Annotated in this window: 16 protein-coding genes; 10 read left to right on the top strand and 6 right to left on the bottom strand. The window is 68.8% G+C overall.

What is annotated here, in order from left to right; genetic code table 11:
- Positions 1-406: 406 nt before the first annotated feature.
- From AB0L97_RS28830 to AB0L97_RS28820, 3 genes are all read left to right on the top strand, one after another.
- Positions 407-934, top strand: coding sequence for a hypothetical protein (locus tag AB0L97_RS28830; RefSeq protein ID WP_364435494.1), 528 nt, complete (start codon positions 407-409; stop codon positions 932-934).
- Between the two features lie 383 nt (positions 935-1,317).
- Complete coding sequence (locus AB0L97_RS28825) at positions 1,318-1,890, top strand: copper chaperone PCu(A)C (protein ID WP_364435491.1); 573 nt, start codon at positions 1,318-1,320, stop codon at positions 1,888-1,890.
- Positions 1,883-3,094 (top strand): Dyp-type peroxidase, encoded by a 1,212-nt coding sequence (locus tag AB0L97_RS28820; RefSeq protein ID WP_364435488.1) that lies wholly within the window; start codon positions 1,883-1,885, stop codon positions 3,092-3,094. The genes AB0L97_RS28825 and AB0L97_RS28820 overlap by 8 nt, the downstream gene beginning before the upstream one ends.
- Before the next feature lie 33 nt (positions 3,095-3,127).
- Here the strand turns inward: AB0L97_RS28820 and AB0L97_RS28815 are convergent, their stop codons facing one another.
- Positions 3,128-3,433 carry a hypothetical protein gene (locus AB0L97_RS28815; RefSeq protein WP_355079438.1) on the bottom strand — a complete coding sequence of 102 codons (306 nt, stop codon included), beginning with the start codon at positions 3,431-3,433 and terminating at the stop codon, positions 3,128-3,130.
- Between the two features lie 525 nt (positions 3,434-3,958).
- Here AB0L97_RS28815 and AB0L97_RS28810 point away from each other — a divergent pair.
- From AB0L97_RS28810 to AB0L97_RS28790, 5 genes are all read left to right on the top strand, one after another.
- A complete protein-coding gene (locus AB0L97_RS28810) occupies positions 3,959-4,861 on the top strand; it encodes an aromatic prenyltransferase (protein WP_364435485.1) in 903 nt (300 codons plus the stop codon).
- 243 nt (positions 4,862-5,104) lie between these two features.
- Positions 5,105-5,617 (top strand): DNA starvation/stationary phase protection protein, encoded by a 513-nt coding sequence (locus AB0L97_RS28805; protein WP_364435482.1) that lies wholly within the window; start codon positions 5,105-5,107, stop codon positions 5,615-5,617.
- A gap of 72 nt (positions 5,618-5,689) precedes the next feature.
- On the top strand, positions 5,690-6,838 hold the full coding sequence (locus AB0L97_RS28800; RefSeq protein ID WP_355079324.1) for a sensor histidine kinase: 1,149 nt from the start codon (positions 5,690-5,692) through the stop codon (positions 6,836-6,838).
- Complete coding sequence (locus AB0L97_RS28795; protein WP_355079326.1) at positions 6,835-7,515, top strand: response regulator transcription factor; 681 nt, start codon at positions 6,835-6,837, stop codon at positions 7,513-7,515. Before AB0L97_RS28800 ends, AB0L97_RS28795 begins: the two co-directional genes overlap by 4 nt.
- A 155-nt stretch (positions 7,516-7,670) precedes the next feature.
- On the top strand, positions 7,671-8,708 hold the full coding sequence (locus tag AB0L97_RS28790; RefSeq protein ID WP_364435477.1) for an NAD(P)-dependent alcohol dehydrogenase: 1,038 nt from the start codon (positions 7,671-7,673) through the stop codon (positions 8,706-8,708).
- 107 nt (positions 8,709-8,815) lie between these two features.
- Here AB0L97_RS28790 and AB0L97_RS28785 read toward each other — a convergent pair whose 3' ends face one another.
- The 3 genes from AB0L97_RS28785 to AB0L97_RS28775 are packed head-to-tail and all read right to left on the bottom strand — an operon-like array spanning position 8,816 to position 12,534.
- Entirely contained in the window at positions 8,816-9,616 is an 801-nt protein-coding gene (locus tag AB0L97_RS28785) for a crotonase/enoyl-CoA hydratase family protein (protein WP_356968431.1), read from the bottom strand.
- Positions 9,609-11,759, bottom strand: a complete 2,151-nt coding sequence (locus tag AB0L97_RS28780) for an acetate--CoA ligase family protein (protein ID WP_364435473.1) — start codon at positions 11,757-11,759, stop codon at positions 9,609-9,611. Before AB0L97_RS28780 ends, AB0L97_RS28785 begins: the two co-directional genes overlap by 8 nt.
- A gap of 1 nt (position 11,760) precedes the next feature.
- Positions 11,761-12,534 carry an enoyl-CoA hydratase/isomerase family protein gene (locus AB0L97_RS28775; RefSeq protein ID WP_355079333.1) on the bottom strand — a complete coding sequence of 258 codons (774 nt, stop codon included), beginning with the start codon at positions 12,532-12,534 and terminating at the stop codon, positions 11,761-11,763.
- Between the two features lie 157 nt (positions 12,535-12,691).
- On the opposite strand from AB0L97_RS28775, the gene AB0L97_RS28770 reads away from it, so the two are divergent.
- Positions 12,692-14,086: an amino acid permease gene (locus AB0L97_RS28770; RefSeq protein ID WP_364435469.1), complete on the top strand. Its 1,395-nt coding sequence runs from the start codon at positions 12,692-12,694 to the stop codon at positions 14,084-14,086.
- 17 nt (positions 14,087-14,103) lie between these two features.
- On the opposite strand, the gene AB0L97_RS28765 is transcribed toward AB0L97_RS28770, so the two are convergent.
- Positions 14,104-15,003, bottom strand: a complete 900-nt coding sequence (locus AB0L97_RS28765) for a MurR/RpiR family transcriptional regulator (protein WP_364435466.1) — start codon at positions 15,001-15,003, stop codon at positions 14,104-14,106.
- Between the two features lie 277 nt (positions 15,004-15,280).
- On the opposite strand from AB0L97_RS28765, the gene AB0L97_RS28760 reads away from it, so the two are divergent.
- Positions 15,281-15,694 carry a nuclear transport factor 2 family protein gene (locus tag AB0L97_RS28760; RefSeq protein WP_355079339.1) on the top strand — a complete coding sequence of 138 codons (414 nt, stop codon included), beginning with the start codon at positions 15,281-15,283 and terminating at the stop codon, positions 15,692-15,694.
- Positions 15,695-15,753: 59 nt separating this feature from the next.
- On the opposite strand, the gene AB0L97_RS28755 is transcribed toward AB0L97_RS28760, so the two are convergent.
- The gene (locus tag AB0L97_RS28755; protein ID WP_364435462.1) at positions 15,754-16,512 is read right to left on the bottom strand and encodes a dienelactone hydrolase family protein; all 759 of its coding nucleotides are present in this window, start codon (positions 16,510-16,512) and stop codon (positions 15,754-15,756) included.
- Between the last annotated feature and the right edge of the window lie 278 nt (positions 16,513-16,790).

Here is a 16,790-nt window from a genome sequence, read left to right as displayed (position 1 = left end):
TCGACCCGTGCCGGAGGTCGCAACGGAAGTTCCGGAAAGCGGGGATGCCACGGCATGATCGGCGAGTTCGGGGAGGGAGCCGGGATGTCCGCGGTCGCGAAATCTCCCGCGCACACAGCGGGTTCCGCAGCGGCAGCGCGTCTTCGACCCCAGTGAGTCGTTGCCGTGTCACGTGCGCCGCAACAGCACCCGGACTGGTCACGCCCAGGTCCCGAATTCCGGGCAGCACGAACGACCTCGGCGCGTACGACGAACGTCGTCACCCGCCCGCGGCAGAGATACTCCACGCCAGAACGATTCGGCTCCGGTCTGTGGCCGGGACCCGTCGAGTCGAGTTCGGCACGCGGGTCCGTCGGGCATCCGATCCGGCACCTCCTCGCGCTACGACGGGCGGTAGTATGAGTCGGTGCGTAATCCGACGGTAGTGGCGGCGCGGCTGCGCGGCGCGTTCGTCGGATCCGCGGCCGGGGCGGTGAGCATCGCCGCGCACGCGCTCGGCGGCGGTGCGATGGCACCCGGCGCGGCGCCGATCGCCCTGCTGATCGCCGCGTGCGCGGCGGTCGGCGTGCTGGCCGGTGCGCGACCCCACCGGCACGGGCTCGGCGAGATGATCGCCACGCTGGCGGTGGCGCAAGCCGTCGCGCATTTCGCGTCCACCCTGTCGGCTGCTCATCACCACGACGCGGGCGCGACCTCGGTCATGCTCGGCACGCATCTCGCGGCCGTCCCGCTCGGCGCGCTACTCATCCGCGCCGCCGAACGCGCTGTCGTGCGCGCGGTCTCCGATGTGCGCCGCACGGTGCGCGTGCTCGGTGAAGGCCCCAGCGCGCCGGTCCGGATCGGCTCGCCCGCGTCCGGGCATGTTCTCCCCCATCCGCGCCGCCCGCTACTGAGTTCGGGCCCCGGCCTGCGCGGCCCGCCACCGATCCGCTGACCCCCACATCGCGCCGACGAGCATCGCCGGAGCACCCGGCCGCGCGAGACGACCCTGCCCACGATTCGCTTCGGATCATGCCTGCCCACTCCGGCTCGCGAATGCCATTCCGACCTCGGATATCACGGCGGTACAGCGCCGGAGAATCGACTCGCCGTGAACCCGGTTGCGAAGCGGGCGTTTTCGGCGACTCGCAGTGCGGCTTCAGGGCCAGATCGGCTGCCGCCGACTCGGTGCCCGGCCTCCTCGCGGCGGGCGGGATGTGACGTGTCCACCGACAGCACCGAGTGACCCGGGCCCGCCGACGGATCGGTCGATGCCCGGAACTCCCGAGGCCTTCGTCAGCGCGCACCACACCGAATCTCACGACTTGCGGAGTTCTCATGACCGTCAACCTTTTCGTCGCACCGCGCACCGCTCGTTTCTTGCGTGGCGCGCTCGCCGCCGCGGCGGTGCCCCTTCTGCTGACCGCGTGTTCGTCGGCCGACAAGACCGGCACCGTCGCATCCGCCGATGCGGTGACCATCTCCGACCAGTGGGTCAAGGCCGCCGACAGCGGGATGTCGGCCGCGTTCGGCGACCTGACCAACAGCGGCGACACCCCGCGCACCATCGTCTCGGCCGCCAGTCCCGCCTCCGGCCGGATCGAGTTGCACGAGGTGGTCACCGACGCGAACGGCACCAAGGCGATGCGGCCCAAGCCCGGCGGCTTCGTCGTTCCGGCGCACGGCCGCACCCAGCTGCGGCCCGGCGGCGACCACATCATGTTCATGGACCTGCACGGGCCGCTGCGCACGGGGTCGGAGACGTCGGTCACGCTGACCTTCGACGATGGCTCGACCACCACCTTCACCGCTCAGGTGCGCGACTTCGCGGGCAACCAGGAGAATTACGTGCCCGATCACACGGGCGGCGAGGCACATGCAGGCGCGCAGACCCCCGCGCACGGTGGCTGACCGCAACGAACCGCGTCCCGCACGGATCAACCGGCGGCGTCTACTGGGCGGCGGAGCCGCCGCGGCCGGCGTCGCCGGTGCCGGGCTCGGCGCGGCCGCGCGTTTCGGACGGCGGGAACCCGGTCCCCCGGCCCGGGAAGCGACGGTGCCGTTCTACGGCCCGCACCAAGCCGGGATCGACACCCTCCCGCAGTCGCACGCGGCATTCGTCGCCTTCGATCTGCGACCGGGTGTCCGGCGCGATGACCTCGTCGGACTGCTGAGGATATGGACCGGGGACGCCGCCCGGCTGACCGAGGGGCGGCCCGCGCTCGCGGACACCGAAGCCGAACTCGCGCTGCGCCCGGCGCGGCTCACCGTCACGGTGGGTTTCGGGCCGGCGGTGTTCACGGCGGCCGGGCTCGAGCATCGCAGGCCGTCGTGGCTGCGGCCGTTGCCCCCTTTCGCCATCGACCGGCTCGAATCCGCCTGGACCGGAGGCGATCTGCTCCTGCAGATATGCGCCGAGGAGGCGACCACGGTGTCACACGCGGTGCGTGTGCTGTGCCGGAGCGTGACCTCGCTGGTCACCGTGCGCTGGGTGCAACGCGGATTTCGCGATGCCGCACCAGGCCGGACACCGCGCAACCTGATGGGCCAGGTCGACGGCACGGTGAACCTGGCGCCCGGCACACCGGAGTTCGCCCGTCTGGTGTGGGACGACGGGGCCACGCAGCCCTGGCTGCGCGGCGGAACCTCGTGCGTACTGCGGCGGATCGCGATGACGCTGGACACCTGGGACCGGATCGACCGAGAGGAAAGGGAACTCACCGTCGGCCGCACCATCGCCGACGGCGCGCCGCTGACCGGAACCGGCGAGTTCGACGAGCCGGACTTCGCGGCCGTCGACGCGAACGGGATACCGGTCATCCCACCGTCATCGCACATCGCTCGCGCCCATCACACCCACGACGGCGAGCGTTTCCTGCGGCGCGGCTACAACTACGACGACGCCCCCACGCCGGGCGGGACCTCCAACTCGGGTCTGCTGTTCGCCGCCTATCAGCGGGACGTGGACACCCAGTTCCTTCCGGTCCAGCGTCGGCTCGCGGAATTCGACGCGCTCAATGTGTGGACCACACCCATCGGTTCCGCGGTGTTCGCGATCCCGCCCGGGGTCGCGTCACCGGGCGGCTATCTCGGGCAACCGCTGTTCGAGGCGTGAGAAGTGTTCGGCGCCCATGCGGCGCCGGACACCTCAGGTCCACAACACGGCCACCAAGACGTTCACGATCGCCAGCACGCCCGCGGCATCGGTCAGCCACGGCACCGGCTTGCCTCGCTTCTCGTCCGCGTGCCCGATCTCCGCGAACGCCGCCACCGCCACCGCGACGACCAGCTTCACGCCGATCTTCACCATGTTCGGGTCCTTGCCGAGCGAATCGATCGACTCGGCCATGCCGACCAAGATCAATCCGGTGACCACCTGCAACCGCGCACCCCAGACCATCACCTCCGAGACCCGAGGCCGCCCCGCCACATAACCACCCACTACCGCCGCCATGCCGAGCAGGTGAGCGACGACTACGACGTTGTAGATCAACTCTGACACGTTCACGCAGCAAACTTGCCATGGTTCGGGCGCGAGTGCACTTCGCGATTTCGCTGCCCGATGGGACGAACTCGCCCGCACCGGTGCGGCGCATTCGAAGAGCTCGGTCACCGAACTACGTCGCGTACAGCGTCACCTGACGGATGTGGCGGGGATGCCGCACGACCCGACAGTGGACCACACGACTTGCATCACACCTGCTCGAAGGACGAACCACATGGTCGAAATCCGACGCGGTCGCACACGGTGGCGAACCACCAAGACTGTCACCACAATCGCGGCCGCAGTCGCCGCGGACGGACCCGCCGCCGCGACCCTACCGAAACGAACTGCCGGACCGGCTACGACGCCGACCAGCCCGCGGAGAAACGCCGGCGTCCGTGTAGCGACACGACCGGCCGCGCGACTATCGTGACGAGTCGATCTGTTGGTGGACTTGGCTTTTCACCCCACGGTGGGAGTATTCGAGGTTGACGTATGAGCAGCACATCGGCCGCTGTCACGCTCGACCGGCTGCGCCGGGATCTGCGCGAATTCGCGCGCTTGGCCGAAGCGCGTTACGACCCCGCGGTGGTGGATCCGGCGCTGGACGCTCTCGCCGATCTGTGGACCGGCTCGGTGGTCGGTGTGCGCACCACGACCCATCCGGTGCCCGAGCGCGAGGTCAACGCCAGGGTGCAGCACTCGGGCCCACCGGCAGAACTGGTCGAGACGCTGCGCGGTGCCGGACTGATCACCTTCATCGGACATCCCATGGAGCGATTGCTGGCGGAGGTCTGTGCCGAGGTCCCGGCGGGATCGGCCGTTGACCTGTCCCTCACCGGTGGTGTGCAGAAGGTCTGGCTGTTCTTCGCCGATGTCCTCGAGGTCCAGCGGATGCTCGCGTTCCCGGGGATTCCGGACGCGGCGCGCTCGCACGCCGAGCACTTGACCCGCTACGGCGGCAAGGTCGGCATTCTGGCGCTCGATTTCGCCAGTCGCACCATGAACTTGTACTCCCAGGTGCTGCCGCCCGGTGCGATCACTTCCGACGACATCGCCGCGATCCTGACCGACCTGGATTTCGTCGTTGCCACCGACGAAGAACGGACGCTGTTCGACGGCACATTCAACGTCTACCGCACCTTCTCTTGGACCTCGCCGCGCATGCGACGCATCTGCTTCCCGCAGCGTTATCAGGAATCGAATTTTCCGCGCGACCTCGATCCGGTGCTGGCCCGTTTCGTCGACGGGGCGCCGCGCGCCTTCGAAGGGCCACGCGGCTTCACCCTCTACGCCGCCTACGGCCCGCACTCGCGGTATTACAAAGTGCAAGCCGAATACACGACCGTCCATCGTGCCGTCATCCCCGGCGGCGGCGCCGCGCCGCGAGCGAAATAGGCGCGGCTCGTAGTGGCCGCCGCTGACGGAGATGGCCTCGGGGTGCGGCGGACGTTCGGCGGCGGCGAGCACCTGCATCGAGTGCGCGCAGACGATGGCGCCGTCGACCGGGCGCACACGTTCGTGCCGTGACCTCGAGCCGTGCGCACGCCGAGGCGGGGTGATCCACGCGACAGTACAATCTGGAATGATTCCAATAAAGTCGGAGTTGTTCTCCGTGAAGACCACGAGAGGAGTGCAACCATGACTACCGCACACAAGACTCAGCACCGAACCAATCGCCGTCTCGCCGACGAGGTCCGCAATTTCACCGGTTCACCCCGCTTGGCCGCCGATCTGCAGCGCGTTCTCGTCGATCTCGTCGAACTGCACTTGCAAGGCAAGCAGGCCCACTGGAACGTCGTCGGCGCCAATTTCCGCGATCTGCACCTGCAACTCGATGAGCTCGTCGATGCGGCACGGGAGGGCAGCGACACCATCGCCGAGCGGATGCGAGCCCTCGACGTGGTCCCCGACGGACGCTCCGACATCGTCGCCGCGACGACGAGCCTCCCGCCGTTCCCCGCCCAAGAGGTGAACTCCGCCGACGTCGTCGACTTGATCACGACTCGCACCTACGCGGCGATCGACACCATCCGCGACGTGCACGACGCGGTGGACGCCGAGGACCCCAGCACCAGCGATCTGCTGCATCAGATCACCGCGTCGCTGGAGAAACTGGCGTGGATGATCAAGTCGGAGAACCGCAAGGTCTGACGCACGAGCGCCATACGCCGAGTGGAAGCACCCGCCGTTCCCTTCCAGGGGTCCGAGCGCGATCATTGAGGCGTGCACGACCTGATCCGCTCGGTGTGGCACGAGCCGCACGCCCCCGACGCTCCACCTCGGTCATGGCGGGATCGGGCGCTCGTGGGAACGTTCATCGCGCTCGCGGTTCTCGAAGGTTCGCTTCGACAAGACATCTCGCACCGGTTCGTGTGGATCGCGGTCGCGGTCGCGATCATGCCCACGCTGTTGTGGCGCCGGAGCCGACCACTGGCGATGGTCGGCATCGCCTTCGTCGGCTCGACCTCGGCGACGGTGCTGCTGGGTGGCGATCAGTCGGACATCGCCGCCATGGGGGCGACGCTGCTGTTGCCGTACGCGTTGTACCGGTGGGGGTCCGGGCGCGACATCGTGATCGGATCGGCGATCGTCTTCCCCAGTGCGGGCATCGCGATGCTGACCGGCGGCCTCCCCGCCGCCGATGCGGCCGGAGCGTTCATCGTGCTGTTCGCGGCCGTCGCGCTGGGCTTGGCATTCCGGTACCGGGCACGGGCGAAGGCTCGGGAACTCGATCAGGTCAAGCTGGTCGAACGTGAACGACTGGCCCGCGATCTGCACGACACCGTCGCGCATCATGTGTCGGCCATGGCGATTCGCGCCCAAGCCGGTCTGGCGATCGCGGAGTCCACGCCCGGCGCCGCCGTCGACGCGCTGCGCCTGATCGAGGCCGAAGCCGCGCGCACGCTCGCCGAGATGCGCGCCATCGTGCGTGTGCTCCGGCGAGACCAGCCGATCGATGATGGGGACCGCTCGCCCAATCCCGGCATCACCGATCTGGAACAGCTCGCCGGTTCCACCGGCAACGGTCCTTCCGTGGAGGTGGAGATCAGTGGTGATGTCACCGATCTGCCCGCGACGGTCGGCACCGCGATCTACCGCTTGGCCCAGGAGTCGATCACCAACGCGGTGCGTCACGCCCGGCACGCCACCCGCATCGAAGTGCGTGTAACCAGCGACGACACAGCCGTCCGGCTGCTCGTCCGTGACGACGGCGACGGCGGTCCCGCACGCCCGGCCGGATCTCCGGGTTACGGGCTGGTCGGCATGGCCGAGCGCGCCGACCTGCTCGGCGGCACCTGCGCGGCGGGCCCGAACTCCGACCGCGGGTGGACCGTGACGGCGGTGCTGCCCCGGCAGGGTGCGGCGACATGACCGTAGGCGAGCCGATGACGCCGGATCTGCGGGTGGTCGTCGCCGACGACCAGGAGATCGTCCGCACCGGGCTGGTGATGATCCTCGACGCCCAACCGGGTATCGAAGTCGTCGGCGCGGCCGCGGACGGGGCCCAGGCCGTCCGGCTCGCTCGCGATCTGCGCCCAGATGTGTGCTTGTTCGATATCCGCATGCCGGGCGTCGACGGCATCGAGGCCACCCGCCTGCTCGCCGGGCCTGCCGTCGACGACCCTCTCGCCGTGGTCGTCATCACCACCTTCGACCTCGACGAGTACGTTTACGCGGCGCTGCGTGCCGGCGCACGCGGTTTCTTGTTGAAAGAGGCCGGACCCGCGATGCTCGCGCAGGCCGTCCATGCCGCCGCTCGCGGCGACGCGCTCATCGCCCCGAGTATCACCGCGCGTCTGCTCACCGCCTTCGCAGGCACCGGACGCGCCGCAGCGCCTGCCCGGCCCGCCATGGAACTCACCGACCGCGAGGAGCACGTACTGGCCACTGTGGCCCGGGGGCGAACCAACAACGAGATAGCCGCGGAGCTGCACATCAGCCTCAGCACGGTCAAGACCCACATCGCGAGCCTCATGGCCAAACTCGGGGCGCGCAACCGGGTGGAACTCGTCATCTGGGCGTACGAGACCGACCGCGTCGGGCGCTGACCGGAGCACCTCGGCCGAAAGTATCCCCGGGCCCCGTCCTATCGGCCGACTCGGATCGAACCGCTCGTCCGATGTGGTCCGTCGGCCGGTTCGCCAGGATGGACGCACAACCGACGCCGCTCGCGGCCCGGCGTGACCATCCGAGGGAGAAAACCATGTCGGCATCGACGAACGCGACCACGCCCGAACGCGACGCCACGATGAAGGCGATCGTCCAACGCGGTTACGGTGCACCGGAACAGGTACTCGCACCTGACGACATCGCCCGTCCCACTCCTTCCGACGACGAGGTCCTGGTCCGCATGCGCGCCACCAGCGTGAATACCCCGGACTGGCTCGCGGTGACCGGTGTGCCGTACCTCCTGCGACTGGGGTTCGGACTCCGCCGGCCTGCGACACCGGTGCGCGGAAGTGACATCGCGGGAACCGTGGAGACCGTCGGAAAGAACGTGACCGGCTTCCGCCCCGGCGACGAGGTATTCGGTTCGCTGTGGGGCAACAGCGCGAAATCGCTGGCAGGCACGTTCGCCGAATTCACGGTGGTACCGGCGTCCCAGCTGATCGGCAAACCCGCCGAACTGTCGTTCGCGGAGGCCGCGGCATCGGTCATGTCGGGCATCACAGCGCTGCTGGCCATGCGCGACGTGGGCCGGGCCGGGCCGGGGAAACGGGTCCTGATCAACGGCGCGTCGGGCGGTGTCGGAACGCTCGCGGTGCAGATCGCCAAGACGCTCGGCGCTCAGGTCACCGGCGTGTGCAGTACCCGCAACGTCGAGTTCGTGCAGTCGTTGGGCGCCGACCACATCATCGACTACACCCGGGAGGACTACACCCGTGGCACACAACGCTACGACGTGATCCTCGACAACGTGTTGAACCATCCGCCCTCCGCGACAGCCGATCTGCTGACACCCACCGGAATATTCATCCCCAACAGCATCGGCAGCGCCAGAGGACTTTTCGGGAGCCTGCCGAGGATCGCCCGAGCGAAGATGATGGGTTGGGGTTCGACCGACGTCCGCACCGTCACCTGCCTCCCCGGCCAGGACGATTTGAACGATCTCGCCGCGCTCTTGGTGTCCGGCGACGTCAAGGTGATCATCGAGCGGGCCTATCCCCTCGGCGAAGCCGCGCACGCGGTCGCCCACATGCTCGGACACCACGCCAGAGGCAAGATCGTCATCACCGACTAGCTTGCCCGGCGACCGCGGTCCAGCCTTCGCCGCACCCGTATCGGAGAGGCCTGGTCGGTTGAAACGCGCTGTCGGCGGAGTGGCTTGTGCGCCACCGGGGAAGTTGCTCAGCCACCCGTGAACTCGGGTGGTCTGCGCTCCAGCACGGCCGCGACGGCCTCGCGATGGTCCTCGGTGTGATGCGCGGCGGCCTGCATGGCCGCCGACAGCTCGAGCAGGCTTTCCAAGGTCTGGTGTGTTCCTTCGCGCAGCAGCCGCTTGGTCATTCGCAGCACATGCGGCGGATTGGCGCACACGCGGGCAGCGAGCCGGTGGGCCGCGTCCAAGAGTGCGCCGGGCTCCACCACCTCCGAGACCAACCCCCAGTCGAGTGCGGTGTGCGCGTCGATCGGCTCACCGGTGAACGCCATTTCACAGGCCCTGGCCATGCCGATCGCCCTGGGCAGCAGCCAGGCCCCGCCGTCGCCGGGGACCAGGCCGATCTTCACGAAGCTCTCGGCGAACACGGCGGTGGCAACGGCGATCCGCAGGTCGCACAGCAAGGCCAGGTCGCAACCCGCGCCGATGGCCGGGCCGTTGACGGCGGCGATGGTGGGTATCTCGCAGTGATACAGCGCTCTCGGGATGCGCTGAATCCCGTGACGGTATTCCTGACGTAGCCGCGCCGGTGTGCCGCCGAACATTCCGGCCCGGTCGCGCATGTGCTTGACGTTGCCGCCGGAGGAGAACGCCGAGCCCGCACCGGTGAGGATGGCCGCCCGGAGGCTATGGTCCCGGTTGGCCGCCGCCACCGCGTCCTCGAGGGCGCTGATGGTGTCCGCTTCGGAGATCGGATTGCGGGCTCGCGGGTTGTTCAAGGTCCAGACGACCACGTCGCCGGTCCGGTCGATCAGGATCGGGTCACTCATCGCGACCTCCGGACGCCGACTCGGACAGGACGATTCGCACATCCACCGGCGTGAGGTCGTGCCCGGACGCGATCACCGGATTGAGATCGAGTTCGGCTATCTCCGGGTGCGCGGCGACGAAATCCCCGATGCGCACGAGGAATCGCGCGAGCCCGTCACGATCGACCGCGGGCAGGTGCCGGTAGCCGTCGAGCATGCGGGAGGCGATGGTCTCCTCGATCATCTCGTGAGCTTCCGATTCGGTGAGGGGGACGGCTCGGAACGCGACATCCCGGACCGCCTCGACCAGCACCCCACCGGAGCCGAAAGCCAGCACCGGCCCGAAGATCGGATCCCGGGTCGCGCCGACGAGCAACTCCACACCAGCGTCGGCCATGGGGGTCACGATCATTCCGTCGATCCTGGCGTCGGGCACCTTCGCGGTCACCGCGTCGACAATGGAGTCGGCGTTCTCGGTCGCGGTGGAGGCCACCACTCCCAGCCGGACGCCACCGACGTCCGACTTGTGGATCACCTGTGCTGAGACGACTTTCAGTGCACACGGTCGCCGGTACGCGGCGACTGCCGGAGCCACCGCATCCACGTCGCGCGCGAAGGTCCACATGCCGACCTCCACTCCCCCGTCGGCCAGCACCCGCCGCGCGGTCGGCTCGTCGAGGATCCCCGAACCCGGGATGGGCGGGGCGGGCGGCGGCAGTGTCAGCGGGGAGCGCCGGGCGCGTTCGGCGATCAGGCGGCCGCGCCGGTGCAGAGCCGCCGCCGCTCGCACGGCGTGCTCGATCGAGCCGAGCACCGGTACGCCGCCGGCGCGCAGCCGGTCGTGATTGGCGATATCGAGACCGGCGTAGCAGCTCTGGATCACCAAGGGCACGTTGTATTCGGCCGAAAGCGCGAGCAGGACGCCCGCCGTCGCGTCTTCGCTGTCGCGCAATCCCGCGTCGAAACGCAGGTGGTAGCCACCGAACAGCCCGATGATCAGCACGAGGCCCACCGCGGGATCGCGCATGAGGATCTCGGCGGCTTCGGCGAAGACCATCGGGTCGGTATCGGTGGCGCCGGCCACATCGACGGGGCCCGAGACCGCGGCCGCGGCGCCGAGCACTTTCCGCAATTGTTGCCGGGTGTGCTCCGCGAGCCGCGCGGATTCGATCCCGTACGCGGCCAGGCCGTCCGCCGCCAGCGCGGCGTGTCCACCGCCGTCGCTCAGAATCGCGACCGTGCGCCCGGGGGTGATCGGAGCACACACGGCGAGGGCTCCCGCGACGACCGCGAGTTCGTCGGAGCGATCGACCAGTTCCACCCCGGCTTGGCGCAGGACGGCGGTCGCCACCGCGTCCGAGCCCGCTATCGAGCCGGTATGCGAGGCCGCGGCACGCCGGCCCTCCTCCGAGCGGCCGCCGCGCAGCAGGACGACGGGCGTGTCCGGCACGGTCCGAGCGGCCGCCACCAGGAACGACCGCCCGTTGGCGAATCCCTCGGAATGGATCGCCACGACACCGGTTTCCGGATGACGGGCGAGTTCGACCAGGCATTCGTCGTAACGGACGTCGGCTTGGTTGCCCAACCCCACGTACGCGTGAAAGCCGGGACCTCTGAGGACGTTGTTGTCGTTCACCAGCGACAACAGCATGTTCCCGCTCTGCGTGATGACGCTGATCGGTCCGCGCGGAACACCCTGCAGCCCCACCAGATTCGCACCCGAAGTGAGGTTGAGCAGGCCGGAGGTGTTGGGACCGATGACGCGAATGCCGGTCTCGTCGATCGCGGCTGCCAGCTCGGCGGCGAGATCGGCGCCGTCCACGCCGATCTCACCGAAACCGTTGGCGAGCACCACTGCTCCGGCGATGCCCGCGGTCGCGCATTCACGCAACGCGCCGGGCACGGCTGCGGCGGGCAGGGCGATCAGCGCGACATCGGCGCCGGGAGGAACCTGATCGAGCGATGCGCAGACATCCAGGCCGAGTATTTGCCCGGCATTGGGATTGACCGGATAGACGGGGTTTTCGTAACCGGCCTCTCGCAGAGCGCGAATGGCCTGGTGACCACGCTTCGCCGGGTCGGAAGACGCACCGACCACCACGACGGAGCGTGGATCCAAGAGACGTTCGAGCGCGGTGCGGACCGAGGCGTCGAGTGTGGGCACGTCACTTCCCTTCGAACACAGGGGTGCGGCGTTCGGCGAACGCCGCGACGCCCTCGGCCCAGTCCCTGGTCGCCATCAACTCCAGGATCTGGCGCGGCTCACCGGCGAGCGCGACTTCCAGGGGATCGTCACGGCGCAGCGCGGCCTTCATCCGCGCCAGCGACAACGGCGCTTTCCCCGCCAATGCGTCGGCGAGTCCGCGCGCAGTATCGAGAAGGACGTCACCGGGCACCGACGCGTAGGCCAATCCCCACTCGAATGCTTGTGTGCCGGTGCAGCGCTCGCCGAGGACGAGCAGATCGGTGGCGCGGCGCAGACCGACCAAACGCGGTAACCGATGGGTGACTCCGCCGCCGACGAACGTCCCGATGCTCACCTCGGGGAAACCGAGCTGCGCGTCCTCGGCCATCACGAGGAAGTCCGCGCTCACCGCCATTTCGGCGCCTGCGCCCAGCGCGTATCCGCCGACGGCGGCGACGACCGGCGTGTCCATTCGCTGGATCTGCTCGCACGCCCGCTGGGCGAGATCGAGGTAGTGCGCTTGCTCGGTGGGCGTGCGGGAGCCGGCGTGGTGCGCCTTCAGGTCGGCGCCGGCACAGAACGCGCGGCCCGCACCGTGCAGCACCACGCAGCGCACCGCCGGATCTGAATCGGCGACCACCAGATGGCCGATCAACGCTTCGTAGAGCTCTTCGCTGACCGCGTTGAGCCGTTCCGGACGGTTCAACGTCAGCGTCGCTGTCGGACCGGACCTGCTCACCAGCACCATGGACATTCGCTCATCTCCTCCTGCTCGGGTCGACGTCACACTATGCCATAACAGTTGCATTCCCATCTCTGAATGCAAATCGATTTGCACGCACGGGGACGCGGGTGTTGCATGACCGACCATCAGTTACCCGGGTCACAGCCCACGGTCCTTGGGAGGCATCGTGCCCACCTCAATTCCCCCTACGCGAAATCTCCAGCACACCATCACCACTCGTCAGCTCACGATGATCGGGATCGGCGGCGTCATCGGCGCCGGGTTGTTCGTCGGCAGCGGCACCGCGATCGCGGCCGCCGGACCCGGCATCGTCCTGGCCTATCTGCTCACCGGCCTGGTCGTGATCCTGGTGATGCGCATGCTGGCCGAACTGTCCACGGCGCGCCCGGAGACCGGTTCGTTCTCGAGTTACGCCTCACGCGAACTCGGGCCATGGGCCGGACTGTCGGTCGGCTGGGTGTACAGCTACCACTGGTCGGTGACGGTCGCTTTCGAGGCCGTCGCCGGTGGCGCGATCGCCAACCAGCTGGCGCCCGCGGTGCCCGCCTGGGCGTTCGCCCTGCTCTTCCTGAGCGCCCTGACCGGAGTGAACTTGGCCGCGGTGAGCTCGTTCGCGCGTTTCGAGTTCTGGTTCGCCTTGATCAAGGTCGCCGCGATCGTCGTCTTCATCGGCGTCGGCATCGCGGCGATCTGCGGCGCGTTCGCCCACTACACGGCACCGGGCACGACGAACCTGCTGGGACGAGGCGGGTTGCTGCCCAACGGATTCACTCCCCTGCTGGCCGCGTCGCTGACGGTCTTCTTCTCCTACTTCGGCACCGAATTGGTCACCATCGCCGCCGGTGAGGCCGACGATCCGGTCAACGCCGTGCGAGCGAGCATGCGCAGCGTCGCCGGGCGCATCCTCGTCTTCTACGTGGGCTCGATCCTGGTCGTCGTGACCTTGTTGCCGTGGGACAGCGCCGAGATCACCGAAAGTCCGTACACCGCGGTGCTGAATCTGCTGGGGATTCCCGGCGCCAGGACCATCATGAACCTGATCGTGCTCACCGCGGTGCTGTCGTGCCTGAACTCGGGGCTCTACTCCGCGTCGCGCATGCTGTTCGCGCTGGCCCAACGCGGAGAGGGGCCGCGACCGCTGGGCCGCGTCACCCGCTCCGGTGTGCCGACGGCCGGGGTTCTCGCCGCCGCGAGCGCCGGATTCCTGGCCGTGGCCGCGAACTACTTCCTGCCCACCGGAGCGGTTTTCAGCTTCCTGCTCAGCTCGTCCGGCGCCGTCGCGGTGGTGGTCTACCTGTGCATCTGCGCCACGTACATCGCCGGCCGACGCAACCGCGCCGCCGTGGAATCCGCCGCGCCGGCCGTACGGATGTGGGGGGCTCCCTATCTGCCGTACCTGGTCTTGGTCACTCTGCTGGGCATCGTAGTGGGGATGGTGTTCGGTTCCGATACCCGAACGCCGCTGGCGCTCACCCTGGTGGTCACGACCCTGGCCGTCGCCGCGGGCCTGCTGCACCAACGTCGCGCCGACCGGGTCGCGGCGATGACGCCGGTGAAATAGCCACCGGCAGAGCAGGATCAGACGCCGTCGGCGGCGTATACGCCGAATTCGCCCAGCAGTCTCTCCTCCTCCAACAAGGTCTCGCGGACCTCACGGCCGAGGAGGTGCGCCACCGCGCCGGACAACGCCTGGACGATCGACGTGAAGGCGGTGATCGAGCGCAGCACGCTCGCGCTCGACGCCTCGACGTAGAAGGTCTCGTGCGCCGCCGCCGCCAGCGGCGAGGCCGGGGTGTCGGTCAGGGCCACGACGTGGGCGCCACGCTGGCGGGCCCACCGCGCCGCACGGACCGTGTCGGAGCTGTAGCGATGGATCGATATCGCCACGAAGCAATCCCCCGCGCGAACACGGCGCAGTTCGTCGGTCAGCGACCCCCTGGTCCCCGTCACGGTCGCCACGTCCTCACGCAACAGACCGAGCAGGTAGCCCAGCAGATAAGCAGGCGCGTGGCACTTGCGCAGGCCCATCACGTGGACGCGGGGCGCGCGCGCCAGCTGGGCGGCCACCGCGTCCCAAGTGGTGTCCGCGATGCCCGCGAAGGAACGCGCGATGTTCGCCTGGTCCAACACCACCTGGCTCTCCCGCAGGCCCGCACCCTGCGCCACCAAGTGTTCGAGATTCTCGAAACGGCGCAGCAACTGCGCCCGCTCCTGCAGCCGCTCCTGACACAGGCGGGCCAAGCCGGGATATCCCTTCAGCCCGAGGCCATTCGCGAACCGCACCACCGTCGCCTCGTTGACGCCGACCGCGCTCGCCAGATCGGACACGGTCATGAACGCCACCGCCTCCGGGTCGGACAGCACGCGCTCGGCCAGCTTCTTGTGCGAGGCCGACAGCGAATCCCATCTGGCGCGGATCTCGGTGACCAGATCGTCGAATGTCGCCGGACCCGTCGCCGACTCCGCACTCGCGCCCACCGCGCCTCCTCCACCACTTCGCCCACCACGGATTCTTTCCCAATCTATCCGACCGAGCCGAGCGGCCCCCCGGGGTCGGCCCCCGATCCGGGGCGCAGGAAATCGGTCCCGCTGGAGCGCACATCCCGTCCCCACCGCCCGGCTCGCACCGGATTTCGCGGCATTGTCGCGTTCGCCGTCTGATGCACACCACGAACACGACTTCATTGGTGATGCCAATCAAAGGTAGGTATAGTTGGCACCGCCAATGTTAGTGGCGCCAACGAAAGGGGCTCTCATGTCCACGAATACCCTGATCGCCGATCGGATCGAGATCGCCGATCTGTTCGCGCGCCTGGCGCGCCTGCTCGACGAGAAGCGATGGGAGGACGCGGCCACCGTCTTCGCCGACGATGTGGCGATCCACTCGCCCCGCAACGGCGACCTCCAGGGCATCGACAACCTGGTCGGCCTCATGCGACAAGCCGAGGTCGCGGAGGAGCACACCCAGCACGTGACCACCGACCTGTTGGTGGACGTCCACGGCGACCAGGCTGCCGCCTCGGCGAACTCGCTCGTGTACTTCTTCCGTGAAGGCCGAGCACCCCATCGAACGAGCGGCCTGCGCATGGCCTGCACCGTCGTACGGACGCAGGCGGGCTGGCGACTCAGGGAGTCGCGGACCACACTTGCCTGGATGCACGAGGAGTGATCTCTCCCCACCCCGCCGGCTCGGCCCGGCGGGCTCCGGATCGTTACCGCGTAACCGGATCAGGACGCGGTCAGCTCGGCGGCGAAGAGCTCGCGCACCCGCTGCCAGGAATCCTCGGCGGCTTGCTTGTCATACACCTCACGGCCGGGGAAGAAGAAGGCGTGCCGAGCCTCGGGATACACCACCACGTCGTGCCGGACACCCGCCGCCGACAACGCCGCACCGATCCGCTCCCGCTGATCGGCATCGATGATGTGATCCTGCCCGCCGAAGAACAGCGCCAGCCGAGCGGTGATACCAGGCGTCGCCGCCGACAGCGGATCCGGAACGCTCAACGCCATACCCGAGTCGGGCACCCATCCCGGGTAGTAGATGGCGGCGGCGCGCAGCGGCAGCCGGGTCGCCGCGAAATAGGTGACGTGGCCACCGAGGCTGAAGCCCAGCATGCCGACCCGGTCACCGGCCCCGGCATGCTCGCGGGCATGGTCGGCGGCGGCGCGCAGGTCCGCCTCGACACCGTCGCGGGTCAATCGGCCCAGCAGTTCGAACGCGCGGGCCCGGTTGGCATCGCTCTCCTCGAACCCGGCAGAGGTCTCGGGACCGCTGCGGTGGTACAGATTCGGCGCGATCGCCACATATCCCAGGGCGGCGACATCGCGCACGACGGCCCGGACCTCATCGGTCAACCCCCACAACTCGGCTCCGACCAGGACGAGCGGGTAGTCGCCCGCCCCCTCCGGCCGGGCGAGATAAGCCGCCATGGGTGTCGCGTCATCCTGGGGGATTTCGATCTGCTCGGCCGTGATCTCGTATGTCACGAGGCCACTCTAACCGCTTCGGATCTCCACCGCGCCAGAGGAAATCGCGCACCGGCTCTCCGGAATCACGGGCACTGCGCCAGGACGCCCAGCGGACCGCACCCGGGCGGCGGATCCGGCCCGACGTCCTCGGCTGCGCCGGGATCGTCGGCGACCGCCTATCCGATGTGTAGCGGCTCCCGCCCCGGACCGCGAGGGCCCCCGACCCGAGCGGCGAGGGTTCGCACCGCACACCGTCACAGGTGGCAAGTCGTCCGGTTGCGGCGAGGTCGCTGCTG

Origin of the sequence: Nocardia sp. NPDC051911 (assembly GCF_040681035.1) — a bacterium.
GTDB classification, from domain to species: domain Bacteria; phylum Actinomycetota; class Actinomycetes; order Mycobacteriales; family Mycobacteriaceae; genus Nocardia; species Nocardia sichangensis.
Note: the sequence above shows the minus strand (reverse complement) of the source record. Positions and strands in the feature narration are given on the sequence as shown.

What these genes read in the sequence shown, in the direction of transcription:
- AB0L97_RS28825 (WP_364435491.1), top strand. Translation starts at nt 1,318, where the DNA reads ATGACCGTCAACCTTTTCGTCGCACCGCGCACCGCTCGTTTCTTGCGT.
- AB0L97_RS28815 (WP_355079438.1), bottom strand. Translation starts at nt 3,433, where the DNA reads ATGGCGGCGGTAGTGGGTGGTTATGTGGCGGGGCGGCCTCGGGTCTCG.
- AB0L97_RS28810 (WP_364435485.1), top strand. Translation starts at nt 3,959, where the DNA reads ATGAGCAGCACATCGGCCGCTGTCACGCTCGACCGGCTGCGCCGGGAT.
- AB0L97_RS28805 (WP_364435482.1), top strand. Translation starts at nt 5,105, where the DNA reads ATGACTACCGCACACAAGACTCAGCACCGAACCAATCGCCGTCTCGCC.
- AB0L97_RS28795 (WP_355079326.1), top strand. Translation starts at nt 6,835, where the DNA reads ATGACCGTAGGCGAGCCGATGACGCCGGATCTGCGGGTGGTCGTCGCC.
- AB0L97_RS28790 (WP_364435477.1), top strand. Translation starts at nt 7,671, where the DNA reads ATGTCGGCATCGACGAACGCGACCACGCCCGAACGCGACGCCACGATG.
- AB0L97_RS28785 (WP_356968431.1), bottom strand. Translation starts at nt 9,616, where the DNA reads ATGAGTGACCCGATCCTGATCGACCGGACCGGCGACGTGGTCGTCTGG.
- AB0L97_RS28775 (WP_355079333.1), bottom strand. Translation starts at nt 12,534, where the DNA reads ATGTCCATGGTGCTGGTGAGCAGGTCCGGTCCGACAGCGACGCTGACG.
- AB0L97_RS28760 (WP_355079339.1), top strand. Translation starts at nt 15,281, where the DNA reads ATGTCCACGAATACCCTGATCGCCGATCGGATCGAGATCGCCGATCTG.